This window comes from Agrococcus sp. AC640b (assembly GCF_979255995.1).
In genome coordinates this window covers 1-16,519 of the sequence record NZ_CEEDMM010000004.1, presented here as the reverse complement: position 1 = coordinate 16,519, position 16,519 = coordinate 1, and the positions used below count along the sequence as shown (strand labels likewise).

17 protein-coding genes are annotated in these 16,519 nt (G+C 71.2%); 8 read left to right on the top strand and 9 right to left on the bottom strand.

Annotation, left to right across the window (positions count from 1 at the left end):
- Positions 1-5: 5 nt before the first annotated feature.
- Genes qcrB through ctaE form a run of 4 tightly spaced genes read right to left on the bottom strand, consistent with a single transcriptional unit; the run spans position 6 to position 4,159 of the window.
- Positions 6-1,625: a cytochrome bc1 complex cytochrome b subunit gene (qcrB, locus tag ACZ6H8_RS02410; RefSeq protein WP_464144043.1), complete on the bottom strand. Its 1,620-nt coding sequence runs from the start codon at positions 1,623-1,625 to the stop codon at positions 6-8.
- Positions 1,622-2,695, bottom strand: coding sequence for a cytochrome bc1 complex Rieske iron-sulfur subunit (qcrA, locus tag ACZ6H8_RS02405; RefSeq protein WP_464144281.1), 1,074 nt, complete (start codon positions 2,693-2,695; stop codon positions 1,622-1,624). Before qcrA ends, qcrB begins: the two co-directional genes overlap by 4 nt.
- A gap of 17 nt (positions 2,696-2,712) precedes the next feature.
- Positions 2,713-3,510, bottom strand: a complete 798-nt coding sequence (qcrC, locus tag ACZ6H8_RS02400; protein WP_464144041.1) for a cytochrome bc1 complex diheme cytochrome c subunit — start codon at positions 3,508-3,510, stop codon at positions 2,713-2,715.
- Between the two features lie 13 nt (positions 3,511-3,523).
- Positions 3,524-4,159, bottom strand: coding sequence for an aa3-type cytochrome oxidase subunit III (gene ctaE, locus ACZ6H8_RS02395; protein ID WP_464144039.1), 636 nt, complete (start codon positions 4,157-4,159; stop codon positions 3,524-3,526).
- Between the two features lie 72 nt (positions 4,160-4,231).
- On the opposite strand from ctaE, the gene trpD reads away from it, so the two are divergent.
- Positions 4,232-5,296 carry an anthranilate phosphoribosyltransferase gene (gene trpD / locus ACZ6H8_RS02390; RefSeq protein ID WP_464144037.1) on the top strand — a complete coding sequence of 355 codons (1,065 nt, stop codon included), beginning with the start codon at positions 4,232-4,234 and terminating at the stop codon, positions 5,294-5,296.
- A 1-nt stretch (position 5,297) separates the two neighbouring features.
- Positions 5,298-6,275: a hypothetical protein gene (locus ACZ6H8_RS02385; protein ID WP_464144035.1), complete on the top strand. Its 978-nt coding sequence runs from the start codon at positions 5,298-5,300 to the stop codon at positions 6,273-6,275.
- 55 nt (positions 6,276-6,330) lie between these two features.
- Here the strand turns inward: ACZ6H8_RS02385 and glpK are convergent, their stop codons facing one another.
- Together glpK and ACZ6H8_RS02375 are read right to left on the bottom strand one after the other, a co-directional pair.
- Positions 6,331-7,845 carry a glycerol kinase GlpK gene (glpK, locus tag ACZ6H8_RS02380; RefSeq protein WP_464144034.1) on the bottom strand — a complete coding sequence of 505 codons (1,515 nt, stop codon included), beginning with the start codon at positions 7,843-7,845 and terminating at the stop codon, positions 6,331-6,333.
- A gap of 124 nt (positions 7,846-7,969) precedes the next feature.
- Positions 7,970-8,746 carry an MIP/aquaporin family protein gene (locus ACZ6H8_RS02375; protein WP_464144032.1) on the bottom strand — a complete coding sequence of 259 codons (777 nt, stop codon included), beginning with the start codon at positions 8,744-8,746 and terminating at the stop codon, positions 7,970-7,972.
- Between the two features lie 191 nt (positions 8,747-8,937).
- Between ACZ6H8_RS02375 and dhaK the strand changes: the two genes are divergently transcribed.
- From dhaK to ACZ6H8_RS02355, 4 genes are read left to right on the top strand one after another with little or no spacing between them, the layout of a single operon-like run.
- The gene (dhaK, locus tag ACZ6H8_RS02370) at positions 8,938-9,939 is read left to right on the top strand and encodes a dihydroxyacetone kinase subunit DhaK (RefSeq protein ID WP_464144029.1); all 1,002 of its coding nucleotides are present in this window, start codon (positions 8,938-8,940) and stop codon (positions 9,937-9,939) included.
- Positions 9,939-10,550 (top strand): dihydroxyacetone kinase subunit DhaL, encoded by a 612-nt coding sequence (gene dhaL / locus ACZ6H8_RS02365; RefSeq protein WP_464144027.1) that lies wholly within the window; start codon positions 9,939-9,941, stop codon positions 10,548-10,550. The genes dhaK and dhaL overlap by 1 nt, the downstream gene beginning before the upstream one ends.
- Entirely contained in the window at positions 10,547-11,221 is a 675-nt protein-coding gene (gene dhaM / locus ACZ6H8_RS02360) for a dihydroxyacetone kinase phosphoryl donor subunit DhaM (RefSeq protein ID WP_464144025.1), read from the top strand. Before dhaL ends, dhaM begins: the two co-directional genes overlap by 4 nt.
- Complete coding sequence (locus ACZ6H8_RS02355; protein WP_464144023.1) at positions 11,218-12,105, top strand: acyltransferase domain-containing protein; 888 nt, start codon at positions 11,218-11,220, stop codon at positions 12,103-12,105. Before dhaM ends, ACZ6H8_RS02355 begins: the two co-directional genes overlap by 4 nt.
- 11 nt (positions 12,106-12,116) lie before the next feature.
- Here ACZ6H8_RS02355 and ACZ6H8_RS02350 read toward each other — a convergent pair whose 3' ends face one another.
- Entirely contained in the window at positions 12,117-12,404 is a 288-nt protein-coding gene (locus tag ACZ6H8_RS02350; RefSeq protein ID WP_464144020.1) for a GNAT family N-acetyltransferase, read from the bottom strand.
- A 75-nt stretch (positions 12,405-12,479) separates the two neighbouring features.
- On the bottom strand, positions 12,480-13,181 hold the full coding sequence (locus tag ACZ6H8_RS02345; protein ID WP_464144016.1) for an aspartate/glutamate racemase family protein: 702 nt from the start codon (positions 13,179-13,181) through the stop codon (positions 12,480-12,482).
- A 77-nt stretch (positions 13,182-13,258) separates the two neighbouring features.
- Between ACZ6H8_RS02345 and ACZ6H8_RS02340 the strand changes: the two genes are divergently transcribed.
- Entirely contained in the window at positions 13,259-14,140 is an 882-nt protein-coding gene (locus ACZ6H8_RS02340) for a LysR substrate-binding domain-containing protein (protein WP_464144014.1), read from the top strand.
- A gap of 27 nt (positions 14,141-14,167) precedes the next feature.
- Here ACZ6H8_RS02340 and ACZ6H8_RS02335 read toward each other — a convergent pair whose 3' ends face one another.
- On the bottom strand, positions 14,168-15,532 hold the full coding sequence (locus tag ACZ6H8_RS02335; protein ID WP_464144011.1) for a protealysin inhibitor emfourin: 1,365 nt from the start codon (positions 15,530-15,532) through the stop codon (positions 14,168-14,170).
- 134 nt (positions 15,533-15,666) lie between these two features.
- Here ACZ6H8_RS02335 and ACZ6H8_RS02330 point away from each other — a divergent pair, with 134 nt between their 5' ends.
- A complete protein-coding gene (locus ACZ6H8_RS02330; protein WP_464144008.1) occupies positions 15,667-16,326 on the top strand; it encodes a DsbA family protein in 660 nt (219 codons plus the stop codon).
- The last annotated feature ends 193 nt before the right edge of the window (positions 16,327-16,519 follow it).

Genomic DNA, 16,519 nt, shown 5'->3' with positions numbered 1-16,519 from the left:
GCGGATCAGTGGTGCGACGAGCGCTCGAGCTCGCCCTTCGTGACCGGCTCGATGCGGTCCTCGAAGAACCAGCGCGAGATGGCCGCGCGCACATGCGTGCCGGTCGTGATGCGTCCGCGAGCGTCGGGCCGCACCTTGGCGGGCTCCGGCGACTCGAACGCCTTGAGCTTCCACGACTCGTACTCGTCGAGGCTCTGGTGCACCTCGACGTACTCGCCGCCGGGGCGTCGCACGATGCGGCCGGACTCGAAGCCGTGCAGCAGGATCTCGCGATCCTTCTTCTGCAGGCCGAGCGCGACGCGCTTCGTGGTCCAGAACGCGATGACCGGTCCGAGGATCAGGAGCGCCTGCAGCACCCACGTCACCTGGAACACGTTGAGCCGGAAGTGCGTGGCGATGAGGTCCGACGAGGCACCCGCCCACAGCACGGCGTAGAAGACGACGCCTGCGGCACCGATCGCGGTACGCGTGGGAGCGTTGCGCGGACGGTCGAGCAGGTGGTGCTCACGCGTGTCCTGCGTGACCCACGCCTCGATGAACGGATAGAACATCACGAGCACGATGAACAGGCCGAGCACCGCCATCGGGATGAGCACGTTCCACGAGAACGTCAACCCGAACAGCTCCGACTCCCAGCCGGGCATGAGGCGCAGCGCACCGTCGGCGAAGCCGATGTACCAGTCGGGCTGGGTGCCTGCCGAGACGGGGGATGGGTCGTAGGGGCCGTAGTTCCAGATCGGGTTGATCGTGAACGTCGCCGCGATCGCCATGATGACGCCGAAGACGAGGAAGAAGAAGCCGCCTGCCTTCGCAGCGAACACGGGCATGATCGGCACGCCCACGACGTTGTCGTTCGTCTTGCCGGGGCCCGAGAACTGCGTGTGCTTGTTGAGCACGAGCAGCACCATGTGCAGGCCGAGCAGCACGATGAGCAACGCGGGCAGCAGCATGATGTGCAGCACGAAGAGCCTGGGGATCACGACGACGCCCGGGAACATGCCGCCGAACAGCAGGTACGAGATCCAGCCGCCCACGAGCGGGATGCCCTTGATCATGCCGTTGATGATCGCGAGGCCGTTGCCCGAGAGCAGGTCGTCGGGGAGCGAGTAGCCCGTGAAGCCCTCTGCCATCGCGAGGATGAAGAGCAGGAAGCCGATGACCCAGTTCAGCTCGCGCGGCTTGCGGAACGCGCCCGTGAAGAACACGCGCAGCATGTGCAGGCCGATGGACGCGACGAACAGCAGCGCAGCCCAGTGGTGGACCTGGCGCATGAGGAGGCCGCCGCGGATGTCGAACGAGATGTCGAGCGACGACGCGTAGGCGATCGACATCTCGATGCCCTTGAGGGGCACGTACGAGCCCTCGTACGTCGTGTGCCCCATCGACGGATCGAAGAAGAACGTCAGGAACGTGCCCGAGAGCAGGATCACGACGAACGAGTAGAGGGCGACCTCGCCGAGCATGAACGACCAGTGGTCGGGGAAGATCTTGCGGCCGAGGTAGGCCGTGACCCCCGAGATGCTCGTGCGCTCGTCGAGGTAGTTCGCCGCCCAGGAGGTGACGGTGCGCCGCTGCTGCGGCGACTGGGCCGACTGCGGTGCCTGCGGTGCTTCGGTGGTGGTCATGCGCGGTCCTCGGTGGTACCGGCGACGTGGACGTACTCGTCCTCGTTGACGTCATGGAGACGCTCGAAGTACGAGGGGCCCACGGGCTCCGTGAAGTCGCTCTTGGCGACGAGGTAGCCATCGGCGTCGACCTCGATGGGCAGCTGCGGCAGGGGGCGCTTGGCCGGGCCGAAGATGACCTTGCAGTGATTCTTCACATCGAAGGTGGACTGGTGGCAGGGGCACAGCAGGTGATGCGTCTGCTGCTCGTACAGCGCGACGGGGCATCCGACGTGCGTGCAGATCTTGGAGTACGCGACGATGCCGTCGTACGACCAGCCTGCGCGGTCCGGGTGCTCGTTGAGCTGATCGGCGGGGAGGCGCATGAGCAGCACGGCTGCGAGCGCCTTCTCGTCCAGCGGGTGCTCCGCCTCGTCGATGCCCTCCGGCATGACGTGGAAGGCGGAGCCGTATGAGACGTCCTCTGCCCGGATGGGCGTGCCGGTGGGGTCGAGGCACAGGCGCGTGCCGGCCTCCCACATCGTGTGCGCGAAGACGTCGGTGGGCACCTGGTCGGCAGGAGCGAGGTCGCGGAACAGCACGACCGCGGGCAGCGGCACGACGGCGATGGCGCCGATGAGCGAGTTGCGGATGAGCGAGCGACGCGAGAAGCCGGACTCCTGGTCGCCGAGCGTGAAGACCTCGACGGCCTTCGCGCGCGTCTTCTCGGTGCCGCGCGTGCCGTGGCGGAGCTCGACGTGCTCCTCGTCGCTCATGAGCTGCTTCGACCAGTGCACGGCACCGATGCCGATGGCCAGCAGCGCCAGCGCGATGCCGAGGCCCAGGAAGAGGTTGTTGAACCTCGTGGTCTCGAGATCGCCCGGCGTGATCGGCACGACGATGTACGCCACGACCGCGAGGATCGAGCCCAGGGCCGACAGGACGAACCAGGCGAAGACGACGCGCTCTGCGCGCTTCTCCTTCTCCGGGTGCAGATCGGTCTGACGCTTCCTGTGCGGGGGCAGACCGGGGTTCTCGAACTCGCTGGCGCGCTGGAGCGCGGCCTCGCGGTCGACCTCGACCTCCTGCATCTTCTGGTCCTCCGTCATCAGTTGGGCTTCGCCGTCAGCCAGACCGTGATCGCCACGATGCCGCCGAGACCGAAGATCCAGATGAACAGACCCTCGGACACGGGGCCGAGCGAGCCCAGGTCGAAGCCGCCGACGCTCGGGTTCTCGTCGAGGAAGTGGAGGTAGGCGATGATGTCTGCCTTCTCCTCGGGAGAGATGTTGTCGTCGTTGAACACCGGCATGTTCTGCGGGCCCGTGAGCATGGCCTCGTAGATGTGCGCGGCGTCGATGTCGTGCAGGTCGGGGGCGAACTTGCCCTCCGTGAGCGCGCCGCCTGCGCCGGCCACGTTGTGGCACATCGCGCAGTTGATGCGGAAGATCTCGCCACCGGCTGCGACGTCGGCGTCCGCCGTGTCGAGCATCTCCTCGGTGGGCACGTCGGGACCGGGCGCGAGCTCGGCGATGTACTCGCCCATCGCGTCGGACTGCTCCTGCGAGAACTGCGGCGCGCGCGCCTCGCCCTGCGGACCGGAGAACGCGAGCGGCATGCGGCCGGTCATGACCTGGAAGTCGACCGATGCTGCGCCGACGCCGATGAGGGTCGGGCCCTCGGACGTGCCCTCGGCGTTGACGCCGTGGCATGAGGCGCAGTTCGCCTGGAAGAGCTGCTCGCCGTCGTCGACCGTGAGCTGCGTCGCCTGCTGCGACGATGCGTCTGCCGATGCGACCTGCCCGACGACCGTCGAGACGCCGCCTGCTGCGACGAGGCCGAGCACGAGGAGGCCGAGGCTCGCGAGCGGGTGTCGCCTGCCGGCCTTCTTGCTGCGGTGTGCCAAGAGAAGCGCCCTTCTAGCGGAGCCAGTAGATGATGAGGTACAGAGCGATCCAGACCACGTCGACGAAGTGCCAGTAGTACGACACGACGATGGCGGTGGTCGCCTCCTTGTGACCGAAGTGCTTCACCGCGTATGCGCGCCCGATCACGAACAGGAAGGCGATGAGGCCACCCGTGACGTGCAGGCCGTGGAAGCCGGTCGTGATGTAGAAGGCGGAGCCGTATGCGCTCGTCGCCAGCGTGACGTTCTCATGCACCAGCACGGCGTACTCGAACACCTGCAGGATGATGAACACCGCGCCCATGGCGTAGGTGAGGAAGAACCACTCGACCATGCCCCAGGCCTTCACGTTCCACAGCGAGCCCGTGCGGCCCTTCTGCAGACGCTCGGCGGCGAACACGCCGAACTGGCAGGTCACCGAGGAGAGCACGAGGATCGTCGTGTTGACCGTCGCGAAGGGCACGTTCAGCAGCGAGGACTCGGTCGCGAACATGTCGCCGGTCGTCGAGCGGAGCGTGAAGTAGATCGCGAACAGGCCGGCGAAGAACATGACCTCGCTGCCCAGCCACACGATGGTCCCGACCGCGACGGTGTTGGGCCGACGCACGAGCTGCGTCGCCCCAGGGTGGGAGAGGGAGGTGCTGGTCACAGGTCCATCCTAGGCGATTCGGAGCGTACTCTCGGCAGCGGTTGCGAGGCGTGGCGTCGATAGGCTGTGCCCATGGAGCCCAAGTCCTGGCCCGGCGTGCTCGAGACGCTGCTGACCCCTGAGGATCTCACGATCGGACAGGCGGCGTGGGCCATGGGCGAGGTCGTGTCCGGGGGAGCGGAGCCCGCGCAGCTCGGCGCGTTCCTCGCGGCGCTGCGCGCGAAGCGCGAGTCGGTCGACGAGCTCGTCGGCTTCCGCGACGCGATCCTCGAGCACGCCGTCGCGCTGCCGGGCTCGTCGCTCGTGCTCGACATCGTGGGGACCGGCGGCGACCGGCACGGCACCGTCAACGTCTCGACGATGGCGAGCATCGTGTGCGCCGCGGCCGGCGTGCCGGTGCTCAAGCACGGCAATCGCGCGGTGTCGTCGCTCTCGGGCGCGTCGGACGTGCTCACCGAGCTCGGCGTCATCCCCGAGGACGAGGATCCCGCGACGGTGCGGGCGATCCTCGACGAGGCGGGCATCTCGTTCGCGTGGGCCATGCGATTCCACCCCGGATTCCGACACGCCGGACCCGTGCGTGCGGCCCTCGGCGTGTCGACGGTCTTCAACCAGCTCGGCCCGCTCGTGCACCCGGCGCGTCCCGAGGTGACCGCGTGCGGCGTCGCGGATCGCTCGCGCATCCAGAACTTCGTCGGCGTGTTCGCCACCCGCGGCGGCACCGCGTTCGTCTTCCGCGGCGAGGACGGCCTCGACGAGCTCACCACCACCGGTCACTCGGAGCTGTGGGAGGTCGTGCGCGGCGACGTCGTCGAGCACGACGTCGACCCTCGCGAGCTGGGCATCACGCTCGCGTCGATGTCGGATCTCGTGGGTGGCGACGCCGTCGCGAACGCCGAGACGGTGCGGCGGACCGTCGCGGGGGAGCAGGGGCCCGTGCGCGACATCGTGCTGCTGAACGCGGCTGCGGCGCTCGCCGCGTGGCGCGTGCACGGCGATCCGCGGCAGAGCGACCGGCCGCTGCGCGACCGCCTGCGCGAGACGCTCGTGGTGGCCGCGAGCGCCATCGACTCCGGCGCTGCCGTAGCGACGCTCGAGCGCTGGCGCGTCGCGGCGTCGCGCACGACGGGAGACTGAGGTGGAGCGGCGCGTCGCCGAGCAGGCGCTCGGCGCCGGCCCGATGGCGACGCTGCTCGAGGACCGCACCGTCGACGCGCGGCTCGGGTCGCGCGACACCGTCGAGCCGTGGCGCCGGGTGCCGGTGCGATGGGGCGACCACGGCACGCGCTCGCTCATCGTCACGACCCTCACCGCCGGTGCCGTGCTCGTCGCCTACGGCATCACCCTGCTGCTCGAGCAGCCGCCCGCCTTCGAGGCGCTGCTGTCGCTGCGGCTGCTCGGCATCGCGCTCATGGCCGTGGTCGTGCTGCTCGCCCCTGCCTCGCGCGACGCGCGCCTGCTCGCCGGATGGGCGCTCTCGCTGCACGCGGTGGTCGCCGTCGCCGGCGTGCTCATGGTCTCGACCGACGTCTTCGGCAGGCAGCGCATCGGGGCGATCTCGGCCGTCGAGTTCGCGGGATTCATCACGTGGGTCGCGGTCATGCTGCTGCTGCGCATGCGCCATCCGGTGACGATCCTGACGGCGCTCATGGGCGGATGCCTCGCGGGGCTCGCGTTCTTCGGCAGGGTGCTGCCGCTCGTGCGCGAGCGCTTCGAAGGCGCAGACGGCGGCCAGGCGGCGCTGTTCACCGTCGACGACGATGCGATCGCGAGCCTCGTGATCGTCGGCGTCGCCGTCGCGCTCGTCATCTTCGCCTGGTGGATCGACGGCTGGGCGCGCGTGCTCCTGCCGATGGAGGCGCCGGACGCGTCGGTGCCGGTGCGCAGCGAGCGCGAGCGCATCCGATTCGCGGGCATCCTCACCGCGTGCATGCTCGACCCGGTCGCCATCGTGCTCCTGCATCTGGCGAAGCAGCCGACCCCCGAGTCCCGACTCGACCCCGACGAGGACTGGTTCGCGACGGCGCTGCTCGCCGTCGCCTACGCGAAGCTCACGATCTGCTGGGTCGCCATCACGACGATCGCCATCTGGCTGCTCGACCCGACCTGGTCGTGACGCACGAAGGGGGCCGGCGATGCCGGCCCCCTTCGCGTGCGATGCGATCGCGCGATCAGCGCACGTCGTCGTCGACCCAGTCGAGGGTCTTCTGCACGGCCTTCTTCCAGTTGCGGTAGGTGCGGTCGCGCTCGGCCTGGTCGAGGTTGGGCTCCCACCGGGAGTCCTCCTGCCAGTTCTCGCGCAGCTCGTCGAGGCTGCCCCAGAACCCGACCGCGAGACCCGCTGCGTAGGCGGCGCCCAGCGCCGTGGTCTCGGCGACCACGGGACGGATGACCGGCACCTGCAGCAGGTCGGCCTGGAACTGCATGAGCGTGTCGTTCGCGATCATGCCTCCGTCGACCTTGAGCTCGGTGAGGTCGACGCCCGAGTCGGCGTTGACCGCGTCGACGACCTCCGTCGTCTGGAACGCCGTGGCCTCGAGCGCTGCGCGGGCGATGTGGCCCTTGTTCACGTAGCGGGTGAGGCCCACGAGCGCACCGCGCGCATCCGGACGCCAGTACGGCGCGAACAGACCCGAGAAGGCGGGCACGAAGTACGCGCCGCCGTTGTCCTCGACGGTCTTCGCCAGCGTCTCGACGCTCGGTGCGTCGGCGATGAGGCCCAGGTTGTCGCGCAGCCACTGGATGAGCGATCCCGTCACGGCGATCGACCCCTCGAGCGCGTAGTGCGTGGGCTCGTCGCCGATCTTGTAGCCGACGGTGGTGAGCAGCCCGTTCTTCGAGTGGACGATCTCCTCGCCGGTGTTGAAGATGAGGAAGTTGCCCGTGCCGTAGGTGTTCTTCGCCTCGCCCTTGTCGAACGCCGCCTGGCCGAAGGTCGCCGCCTGCTGGTCGCCGAGGATGCCCGTGATGGGCGTCTCGCGCAGGAGGCTCGCGTCGCTCGCGATGCCGAACTCGCCGGACGACGACTTGATCTCCGGGAGCATCGAGGCGGGCACGCCGAAGTCGGCGAGGATCGACTCGTCCCACGAGAGCGTCTCGAGGTCCATGAACAGCGTGCGCGACGCGTTCGTGACGTCGGTGGCGTGCACGCCGCCGTCGACGCCGCCGGTCAGGTTCCACAGCACCCACGAGTCGGTGGTGCCGAACAGCAGGTCGCCGGCCTCGGCGGCCTCGCGAGCACCCTCGACGTTCTCGAGGATCCAGACGATCTTCGTGCCGGAGAAGTACGTCGCCAGCGGCAGTCCGACCTTGGCCTTGTAGCGCTCGACGTCGCCGTCTGCGAGACGGTCGACGATCTTCTGCGTGCGGGTGTCCTGCCAGACGATCGCGTTGTAGACGGGCTCGCCCGTGGTCTTGTTCCACACCACCGCGGTCTCGCGCTGGTTCGTGATGCCGATGGCCTTCACGTTGTGGCGGGTGACGTTGGCCTTCGACAGCGCCTGACCGATCACCTCGCGCGTGTTGTTCCAGATCTCCTTCGGGTCGTGCTCGACCCATCCGGCCTGGGGGAAGATCTGCTCGTGCTCGAGCTGGCCGGTGGAGACGATGCTCCCGGCGTGGTCGAACAGGATGGCGCGCGTCGAGGTCGTGCCCTGATCGATCGCGATGACGTAGTCGTCAGCCATTGTCACTCCTTCGTGGTGGGTGGTGGTCAGAGGCTAGGGGAGGCCGCTGTGCGCGGCCCATGGGGTGTCGACGGAGGGGGACGACCCCCCTCCATCGCACGGGTCGAGGTGGGCGCCGTGACGCTCAGGCGAGGCCGCTGGCCAGCAGCACCGGCGCCAGCGCGCCTGCGAGCGCACCACCGATGAGCGGGCCGACGACCGGCACCCACGCGTAGGCCCAGTCGCTGTCGCCCTTGCCCGCGATGGGCAGGACGGCGTGCGCGATTCGGGGGCCGAGGTCGCGGGCGGGGTTGATGGCGTAGCCGGTCGGACCACCGAGCGACGCGCCGATCGCGACGACCGTGAAGGCGACCGCGAGCGCGCTGAGCGGACCCGTGAGCGCCTCGTCGGCTCCGTTGAGGCCGAACGACAGGATGACGAACACGAGCACGAACGTCGCGATGATCTCGGTGACGAGGTTCCAGCCGTACGAGCGGATGCCGGGGCCGGTCGCGAAGGTGCCGAGCTTCGCTGCAGGGTCCTCCTCGGCGTCGAAGTGCTGCTTGTAGGCGAGCCAGGCGAGCACGGCGCCGATGAAGGCGCCCACCAGCTGGCCGACGAGCGAGATCGCGTATGCGGCCCACGGGACCTCGTCGCCCTGCACGACGCCGTTCGCGATGAGCCCGACGGTGACGGCGGGGTTGAGCTGCGCGCCGGAGTAGCCGGAGACGAGCACGCCCGCGAACACCGCGAGGCCCCAGCCGAAGTTGATCATGAGGAAGCCGCCCCCGAAGCCCTTGGTCTTCGCCAGGACGACGTTCGCGACGACGCCGGTGCCGAGGAGGAGCAGCAGCGCCGTCCCCACGGTCTCCGACAGGAACACCAAACCGAGATTGTCCAACTTCGACCCTGCTCTCCGCATCAGACGGGCTGCGCCCGGCCCCTCCTCCACGAGGGGCAGCGTCAGCCTATGCCTGGGCAATGGACGCCGACAGCCCCGACACGTCGTGCATCGCGGCACGGGTGACGGCACGTCGCCCGGCGCCCTGCCGCACCGGAGCGCCGGGGCGTAGGTTGGCAGCGACGTCGCACCCCCGATCGAAGTGGGAGACCATGAAGAAGCTCATCAACGATCCGTCGAAGGTCGTGGAGGAGGCGGTCGCAGGCATCGCCGCCGCGCACCCCGAGCTCCGCGTGATCCAGGACCCGCCGTACGTCATCGTCCGCGGCGACGCACCCGTCGCCGGCAAGGTCGCGCTCGTGTCGGGCGGCGGCTCCGGCCACGAGCCGCTGCACGGCGGCTTCGTCGGCCACGGCATGCTCGACGCGGCCGTGCCTGGCCCCGTGTTCACCTCGCCGACGCCCGATCCGATCCTCGCGGCGACGAAGGCGGTCGACGCAGGCAAGGGCGTGCTGCACATCGTGAAGAACTACACCGGCGACGTGCTGAACTTCGAGACCGCCGCCGAGCTCGCGCTCGCCGAGGGCATCGAGATCGAGTCGGTGATCGTCGACGACGATGTCGCCGTCAAGGACTCGCTCTACACGGCCGGTCGGCGTGGCGTCGCCGGCACGCTGCTCGTGGAGAAGATCGCGGGTGCGGCCGCCGAGCGCGGCGACTCGCTCGCGGAGGTCGCCGCCGTCGCACGCACGGTCAACGCGCAGGTGCGCACGATGGGCATGGCGCTCGCACCGTGCACGGTGCCGCACGCGGGGGAGGCGTCGTTCGAGCTCGGCCCAGACGAGATCGAGATCGGCATCGGCATCCACGGCGAGCCCGGTCGCGAGCGCATCGCGCTCGAGCCCGCCGACGCGATCGTCGACCGTCTGCTCGAGCCGATCCTCGAGGACCTGCCGTTCGCGTCCGGCGATCGTGCCCTGCTGTTCGTGAACGGCATGGGCGGCACGCCCCTCATCGAGCTGTACGTCGTGTTCCGTCGCGCCGCCGAGGTGCTGGCGTCGAAGGGCATCACGGTGTCGCGCACGCTCGTGGGCAGCTACGTGACGAGCCTCGAGATGCAGGGCGCGTCGATCTCGGTGCTGCGCCTCGACGACGCGCTCACCGAGCTGTGGGACGCGCCGGTGCAGACGCCCGCGCTGCGCTGGGGTCGCTGATGACGCTCGACGCCGACTGGACGCGCAGGTGGATCGGGCTCGTCGCCGACCGCATCGCCGAGCGCAAGGCCGAGCTCACGCACCTCGATCGCGACATCGGCGACGGCGACCACGGCGAGAACCTCGACCGCGGCTTCACGGCCGTGCGCGCGCGGCTCGCCGATCTCGACGCCGACGCGACGCCGGGCGCGATCCTCAAGCTCGTCGCGACGACCCTCATCTCCACGGTCGGCGGGGCGAGCGGGCCGCTGTTCGGCACCGCGTTCCTCAAGGCGTCGTTGGCGGCTGGCGACGCCACGACCCTCGACGACGTGCTCGTCGACGTGCTGCGGGCTGCGCGCGACGGCATCGTCACCCGTGGCAAGGCCTCCGTCGGCGACAAGACGATGGTCGATGCATGGACCCCCGCTGTCGACGCGGCGGCGGCTGCCGGCGACGCGACCTCCGCGCTCGCAGCCGCAGCGGATGCCGCCGAGGCCGGCGCCGTCGCGACGGAGCCGCTCGTGGCGAGGAAGGGGCGCGCGTCGTACCTCGGCGAGCGGGCCATCGGGCATCGCGACCCCGGCAGCGAGTCGACTGCGCTCATCCTGCGCGCGGCGGCGGACGCGTGAGCGTCGGCATCCTCGTCGTGTCGCACTCGGCGCGCATCGCCGAGGGGGTGGTCGAGCTCGCGGGGCAGATGGCGGCGGACGTCGCGATCGTCGCGGCAGGCGGCACCGACGACGGCGGCATCGGCACGAGCTTCGACCTCGTGGTCGCCGGTCTCGCCGAGGCGGACGCGGGCGACGGCGTCGTCGTGCTGTGCGACCTGGGCTCCGCGGTGCTCACGGCCGAGACGGCGCTCGACCTGCTCGAGGCCGACGCTCGTGCGGGCGTGCGGATCGCCGACGCCCCGATCGTCGAGGGCGCCGTGGCCGCCGCGGTCGCCGCGCAGTCGGGCGATCCGCTCGACGCGGTGCTCGCGGCCGCCGAGTCCGCGCGTGGCGACGTCGCGGCGGCCGATGCGCCAGACGAGGGGGTCGGCGATGGCCCGACGCGCACGCTGTCGCTCGTGAACGCCTCCGGCCTCCATGCACGCCCTGCCGCGGATCTCGTGCAGCTCGCCGCGACGTTCGACGCCCAGGTACGTGTGAACGGCGTGGATGCCCGCAGCATGCTGCGCGTGCTCGCGCTCGGGCTCGACCGTGGCGACACCGTGACGATCGCCGCGTCGGGTGCCCAGGCGCGCGAGGCGGTCGAGGCGATCGCCGGGCTCGTCGAACGCGGGTTCGACGAGTCGTGACGGCCGGAGCGACGCCGCTGGACGCGACGACGCTGCGGCGACGGCTCGCGGCGGCACCGCTCGACGCGCTCGGGCTCGATCCCGACGATCGCGAGGAGATCGAGCGTGCGATCGTCAGGCTCGAGGCCGACGACGACGCAGCAGCGCGCGTCGCGGCAGCCGCGACGCGACTGCTGGCCGGCATCGGTGGCACCGACGAGCAGCCTGCGTCGCCGTTCGCGTCGCTCGACGACGACCCGGATGCTCCCGCAGGCACCCTCGCGACGCTGGCGCTCGTCGCGACGGCCGCCGACGTCGCTGCGTGGCTGCGCGGCCGCGGCCTCGATGCGCGCACGGCGGCGTCGGGCGTCGGCGACCTCGGTCGGCAGCTGCGCGTGCACCGCGCCGCCACGGGGCGGCCGGGGCTCGACACGGAGGACTGGCTGGCGATGGTGTGGTCGGGGGCGCTGCTGCAGCACGGCGCGCTGCAGGTCGCGCACGTCCGCCACCGGCGGCTCGGCTGGGTGCGGTCGCTGCACATCCCCTCCGGCGCCGCGCTCGCGCCGTCCGACGTCGACGCGACGCTCGCGGCTTCGGCCGCCGTGGGCGAGGCGGCGTTCCCCGAACGTGCGACCGCGATCGTGCACTGCCGGTCGTGGATGCTCGACCCGTGGCTCGTCGACGCGCTGCCGGGGTCGCGCCTGGCAGCGTTCGCGGCGCGGTGGGCGGCGACGGCCAGCGACGCCGACGGCACCGAGGACGTGCTGTGGTTCGTGTTCGGCATGCGACCGCCTGCACCGCAGGCATCCACGCTCCCGCGCGACTCGGCGCTGCGACGCGCGATGGCCGAGCGCCTCGAGGGCGGCGGCAGGCCCGTGCTGCGCGAGGGCGTGCTGCGTGCGTGACGGACGGCGTCTCAGTCCAGCAGCGCGCCGTACTCCTGCGGGTGCTGCTGCACGATGGCGCGGACGAACGGGCACGACGGCACGACGGTGCGTCCGGCGGCGACGGCCTCGTCGAGCGCGGCGCGCACCACGAGCGTGCCGTAGCCGCGACTGCCGAACTCGGGATACGTCTGGGTGTGGGGGAACGAGCGCGTGCCGTCGCGGTCGGCGTAGTCGACGAAGCTCGCGAGCGTGCCGTCGACGTGCAGCTCGAATCGGCCCCGGTCCTGGGCGTCGACGATCTCGACGGTGTCGCTCATGCCGTCACTCTAGGCGCGGCGCCCAGCGACACGCAGGGACGCGTCCGCACGGGGTGCGGGATGCGAGGCTCGCCCTCACGCTGCGACGGCGTGCAGCGCCGCCTCCGCGAGGGCCTGCGCGTGCGCGGCCATCGAGTCGACGACGGGCACGTCGAGGTCGTCAGGGCCCACGAGGAGCTGGATCTCGGTGCACGCGAGCACGATCGCCTCGGCCCCGTCGTCGACGAGGCTCGCCGCGATCGCGAGGTAGGCCTCGCGTGACGCGTCGCGCACGACGCCGCGGGTGAGCTCGCTCCAGATGATGCCGTCGATCACGCCCCGCTCGCGCGCACCGGGCACGCTCGTCTCGATGCCGTGCAGCGCGAGGCGGTCGCGGTAGAACGGCTCGCGCATGACCCAGTCGGTGCCGAGCACGCCGACGCGACGGGCTCCGAGCCGCTGCGCGCTCGTCGCGACCGCGTCGCCGATGTGCAGCAGCGGCACCTCGATCGCGGCCTCGACCGCCGGCGCGACCTTGTGCATGAGGTTCGTGCAGATCGCGATGCGGTCGGCGCCCGCGGCCTCCAGACGGCGGGCCTCGGTGGCCAGGAAGGCACCCGCGACGTCCCAGTCCTCGCGGACCTGCTGGTCGCGCACGTCGGCGAAGTCGACGCTCGAGAGCAGGATGCGCGCGCCGTGATGCCCGCCGAGCGCTTCCGCGACGCGTTCGTTGATGGCACGGTAGTAGTCGAGCGTCGAGTGCCAGCTCATGCCGCCGATGAGGCCGATGGTCTCCATGCCTCCATCGCACCAGGCCCACCTAGCCAGTGGCTAGCCTTCTCTCTCCTGGGTCATCCATCACGTATGGTTATGGCATGGACATCGACCCCCGCCGCGTGCTCATCTTCCGCGCCGTCGCACGCGCGGGGTCCGTCTCGGGTGGCGCGCGCACGCTCGGATGGACGCAGCCCGCGGTGAGCCAGCATCTGCGAACGCTCGAGGGGGAGCTCGGCACGGCACTGCTGCTGCGTGGCCCGACGGGCGTCACGCTCACCGAGGCCGGCCAGCGGCTGCTCGCACGCGCCGACGCGATCGAGGCCTCGTTGCGGCAGGCGGAGGCCGAGCTCGCCGAGCTCGTCGCAGGCGGCGGCACCGTGACCCTCGCCGCCTTCCCCTCGGCGATGGCCGATCTCGTGCCGCGCGCCATCGCGCGCCTGCTGCGCGACGCGCCGCAGGTGCAGGTGCGCGTCGTGGAGGCCGAGCCGCCAGAGGCGCTCGAGGCCGTCTCGGCGAACGACGTCGATCTCGCCGTCGTGTTCGAGTACGCCGAGACGACCGATCAGGTGGGGCTCGATCGCGTCGCCCTCGGCGACGACCCGAGCCTCGTCGTCGTCCCGGAGGGGCATGCGCTCGCCGATGCGGAGTCGATCGCGCTCGCCGACCTCGCGGGGGATCGTTGGGTCGCCGGCTGCCCGCGCTGCCGCACGCATCTCGAGGCGCTCGCGGCCCGAGCGGGCTTCTCGCCCGACATCCAGCACTCCACCGACGACCTCGTCGCCGCCCAGTCGTTCGTCGCCTGCACGGGCGCCGTGGCGCTGCTGCCCGCAATGGGCGTCGCAGCGCATCAGCGTGCCGACGTCGTCGCCAAGCCGCTCGCCGACGGATCCGGGCGTGCGCTCAGCATCCGCCACCGCCCCGGCGCCGACCGGGTGCCGGCGATCCGCTCGGTCATCGAGGCCCTCGCCGCCGTCGTCTGACCTCCGCGACGCCGACGTCGGCCGCGGTCAGCGGCGCTCGCCGAGCTCGAGGATGCGGTGCAGCAGCACGAGCACCTCGTCGGGCAGCGCCGGCTCGACGACCGTGACGTCGATGCGCGTCTCGACCCGCACGCGCCAGACGTAGGCGTCGCGGAGGCGATCGTCGTCGTCGGCTGCCAGGCCGGCGAGCTCGCCGGAGTCGATGAGCGACTCGAGGGCGCGCTGGTCGCGGCTCGGCAGCGCCGACTCGGGCAGCACGCCGATGCGCTCGCGCCCCAGCATGCCGCCGGAGCGCTCGACGCGCACCGTGCCGGGCGCGCCGTCGGCAGCGGGCGCCGTCGCGGATCCCTCGCGCGTGACGCCCACCGCGTCCCACGCATCGACGATCGCGGCGCGCTCGGCCGAGTCGGCGCCGAAGCGCGACTCGGCGGCGGCCATCGTGGCGGCGGCGAACTCGGCGAAGTCGGCGCGCACGCCGATCGAGCCGTTCGTGAGCACGTCGAGCCACACGAGCCCCGCACCCTCCCAGGCCCGCCCTCCGATCGCGGTCGCCGCGAGGTAGAAGGCGTGATTCGGGATGCCGGAGTTGATGTGCACGCCGCCGTTGTCGCTCGTGGTGTCGACGTAGTCGGCCATGGTCGCCGGCTGCGGATCCTTGCCGAGCACGTCGTCGTCGTACGCGGTGCCAGGCGCCCGCAGCGACCGCAGCGCGACGCCGTCGACGCCGGGTGCGAACAGGCCTGCGCCCACCAGCCAGTCGGCCTCGTCGGCACGCTGGCCGAGCGCGTGCTGCTTCGCGAGCGAGCCGACGACGTCGGCGACCGACTCGTTGAGCGCGCCGGACTGGCCCTGGTAGACCAGATCGGTCGTGGCCTGCACGAGCCCGTGCGCGAGCTCGTGGCCGATGACGTCGACGGCCCCGGTGAACCCGAGGAACACCTCGCCGTCGCCGTCGCCGAACACCATGCGCTCGCCGTTCCAGAACGCGTTGTCGTACGCCTCGCCGTAGTGCACCGTCGCGAGCAGCGGCATGCCGGCGCCGTCGAGCGAGTCACGCCCGAAGGCCTCGTGCAGCAGCGTCCAGGTGATGCCGAGCCCGTCGTACGCCTCGTCGACGGCGACGTCGCCCGTGGCCGCATCGCCCTCGTTGCGCACGGTCGTGCCTGGCAGCCGCATGGTGCGCTGCGCGTCGGCGATCGTGCGTCGCGGTGCCGGATCGGCGTCGGCCACGAGGGATCGGGCCTCGGACGCGGGGGCGCCGGCGCGCGCCGAACGCCGCGACGCTCGCACCGCCTCGTCGAGCGTGAGGGTCCGCTGCGCGCAGCGCGCGACGGTGGCGCTCGGATGCTCGCCGAGACGCTCGAGCAGGAACGGAGGGACGATGCCGTGCATGCCTCGACCCTACGAGCCGGCGCCGACACGTCGATCGAGCCTGTGGATGGATGGCTGGGCGGGCATCGACGTCCCATAGGAGCGGACCGTAGGCTCGGCTGGTCCCGTGCCCCGACGACCGCAGAGGCCGCCGCATGACCGCAAAGACCTGGAACATCCTCGGCATCGTCGCCGCAGCCCTCGTGATCGTGGTCGCGGCGGTGCTGTTCGCGACGCGACCGTGGGAGCAGGCCGCCGCGCCGACCGATCAGGGCGAGATCACCGCCGCGGACACGCTCGACGACACGACGCACATCCTCTCCGACGCGGGGGAGGGCGCGCCCGTCGTCGTCGAGTTCCTCGACTTCGAGTGCCCCTCGTGCTCCCTCGTGTACCCGACGATGGAGGAGCTGCGCGAGCAGTACGACGGCGAGGTGACCTTCGCGGTGCGCTACTTCCCGCTCGCATCGCACCAGAACGCGTTCCCGGCAGCGCTCGCAGCCGAGGCTGCCGCCGAGCAGGGGCAGTTCGAGGCCATGTACCAGCGGCTCTTCGACACCCACACCGACTGGGCGGGCACCGAGGACGCCGCCGCGACGTTCCGCACGTTCGCAGAGGACCTGGGGCTCGACATGGACGCGTACGACGCCGCGATCGTCGATGAGGCGACGGGCGACCGCGTGCAGCTCGACTACGACGCGGGTGTCGCGCTCGGCGTGCAGAGCACGCCGACGATCTACATCGACGGCCAGATGCTCGACCTGCAGCGGGTCGAGGACATCGAGGAGGGCATCGAGGCGGCGCTCGCCGACTGAGCGAGCCGCGTCGGCCGCGCGTGCGAGGATGCCGCGTGACGAGGAGGTCGGCGTGGACGTGACGATCGAGGGCGACGTGTTCGAGTGGCGCGGTCCGGCGCCGTTCCACTTCGTCAGCGTGCCAGAGCCCGAGGCCGAGGCCATCCGCGAGCTCAGCGCCGTCGTCTCGTACGGGTGGGGCGTCATCCCCGTG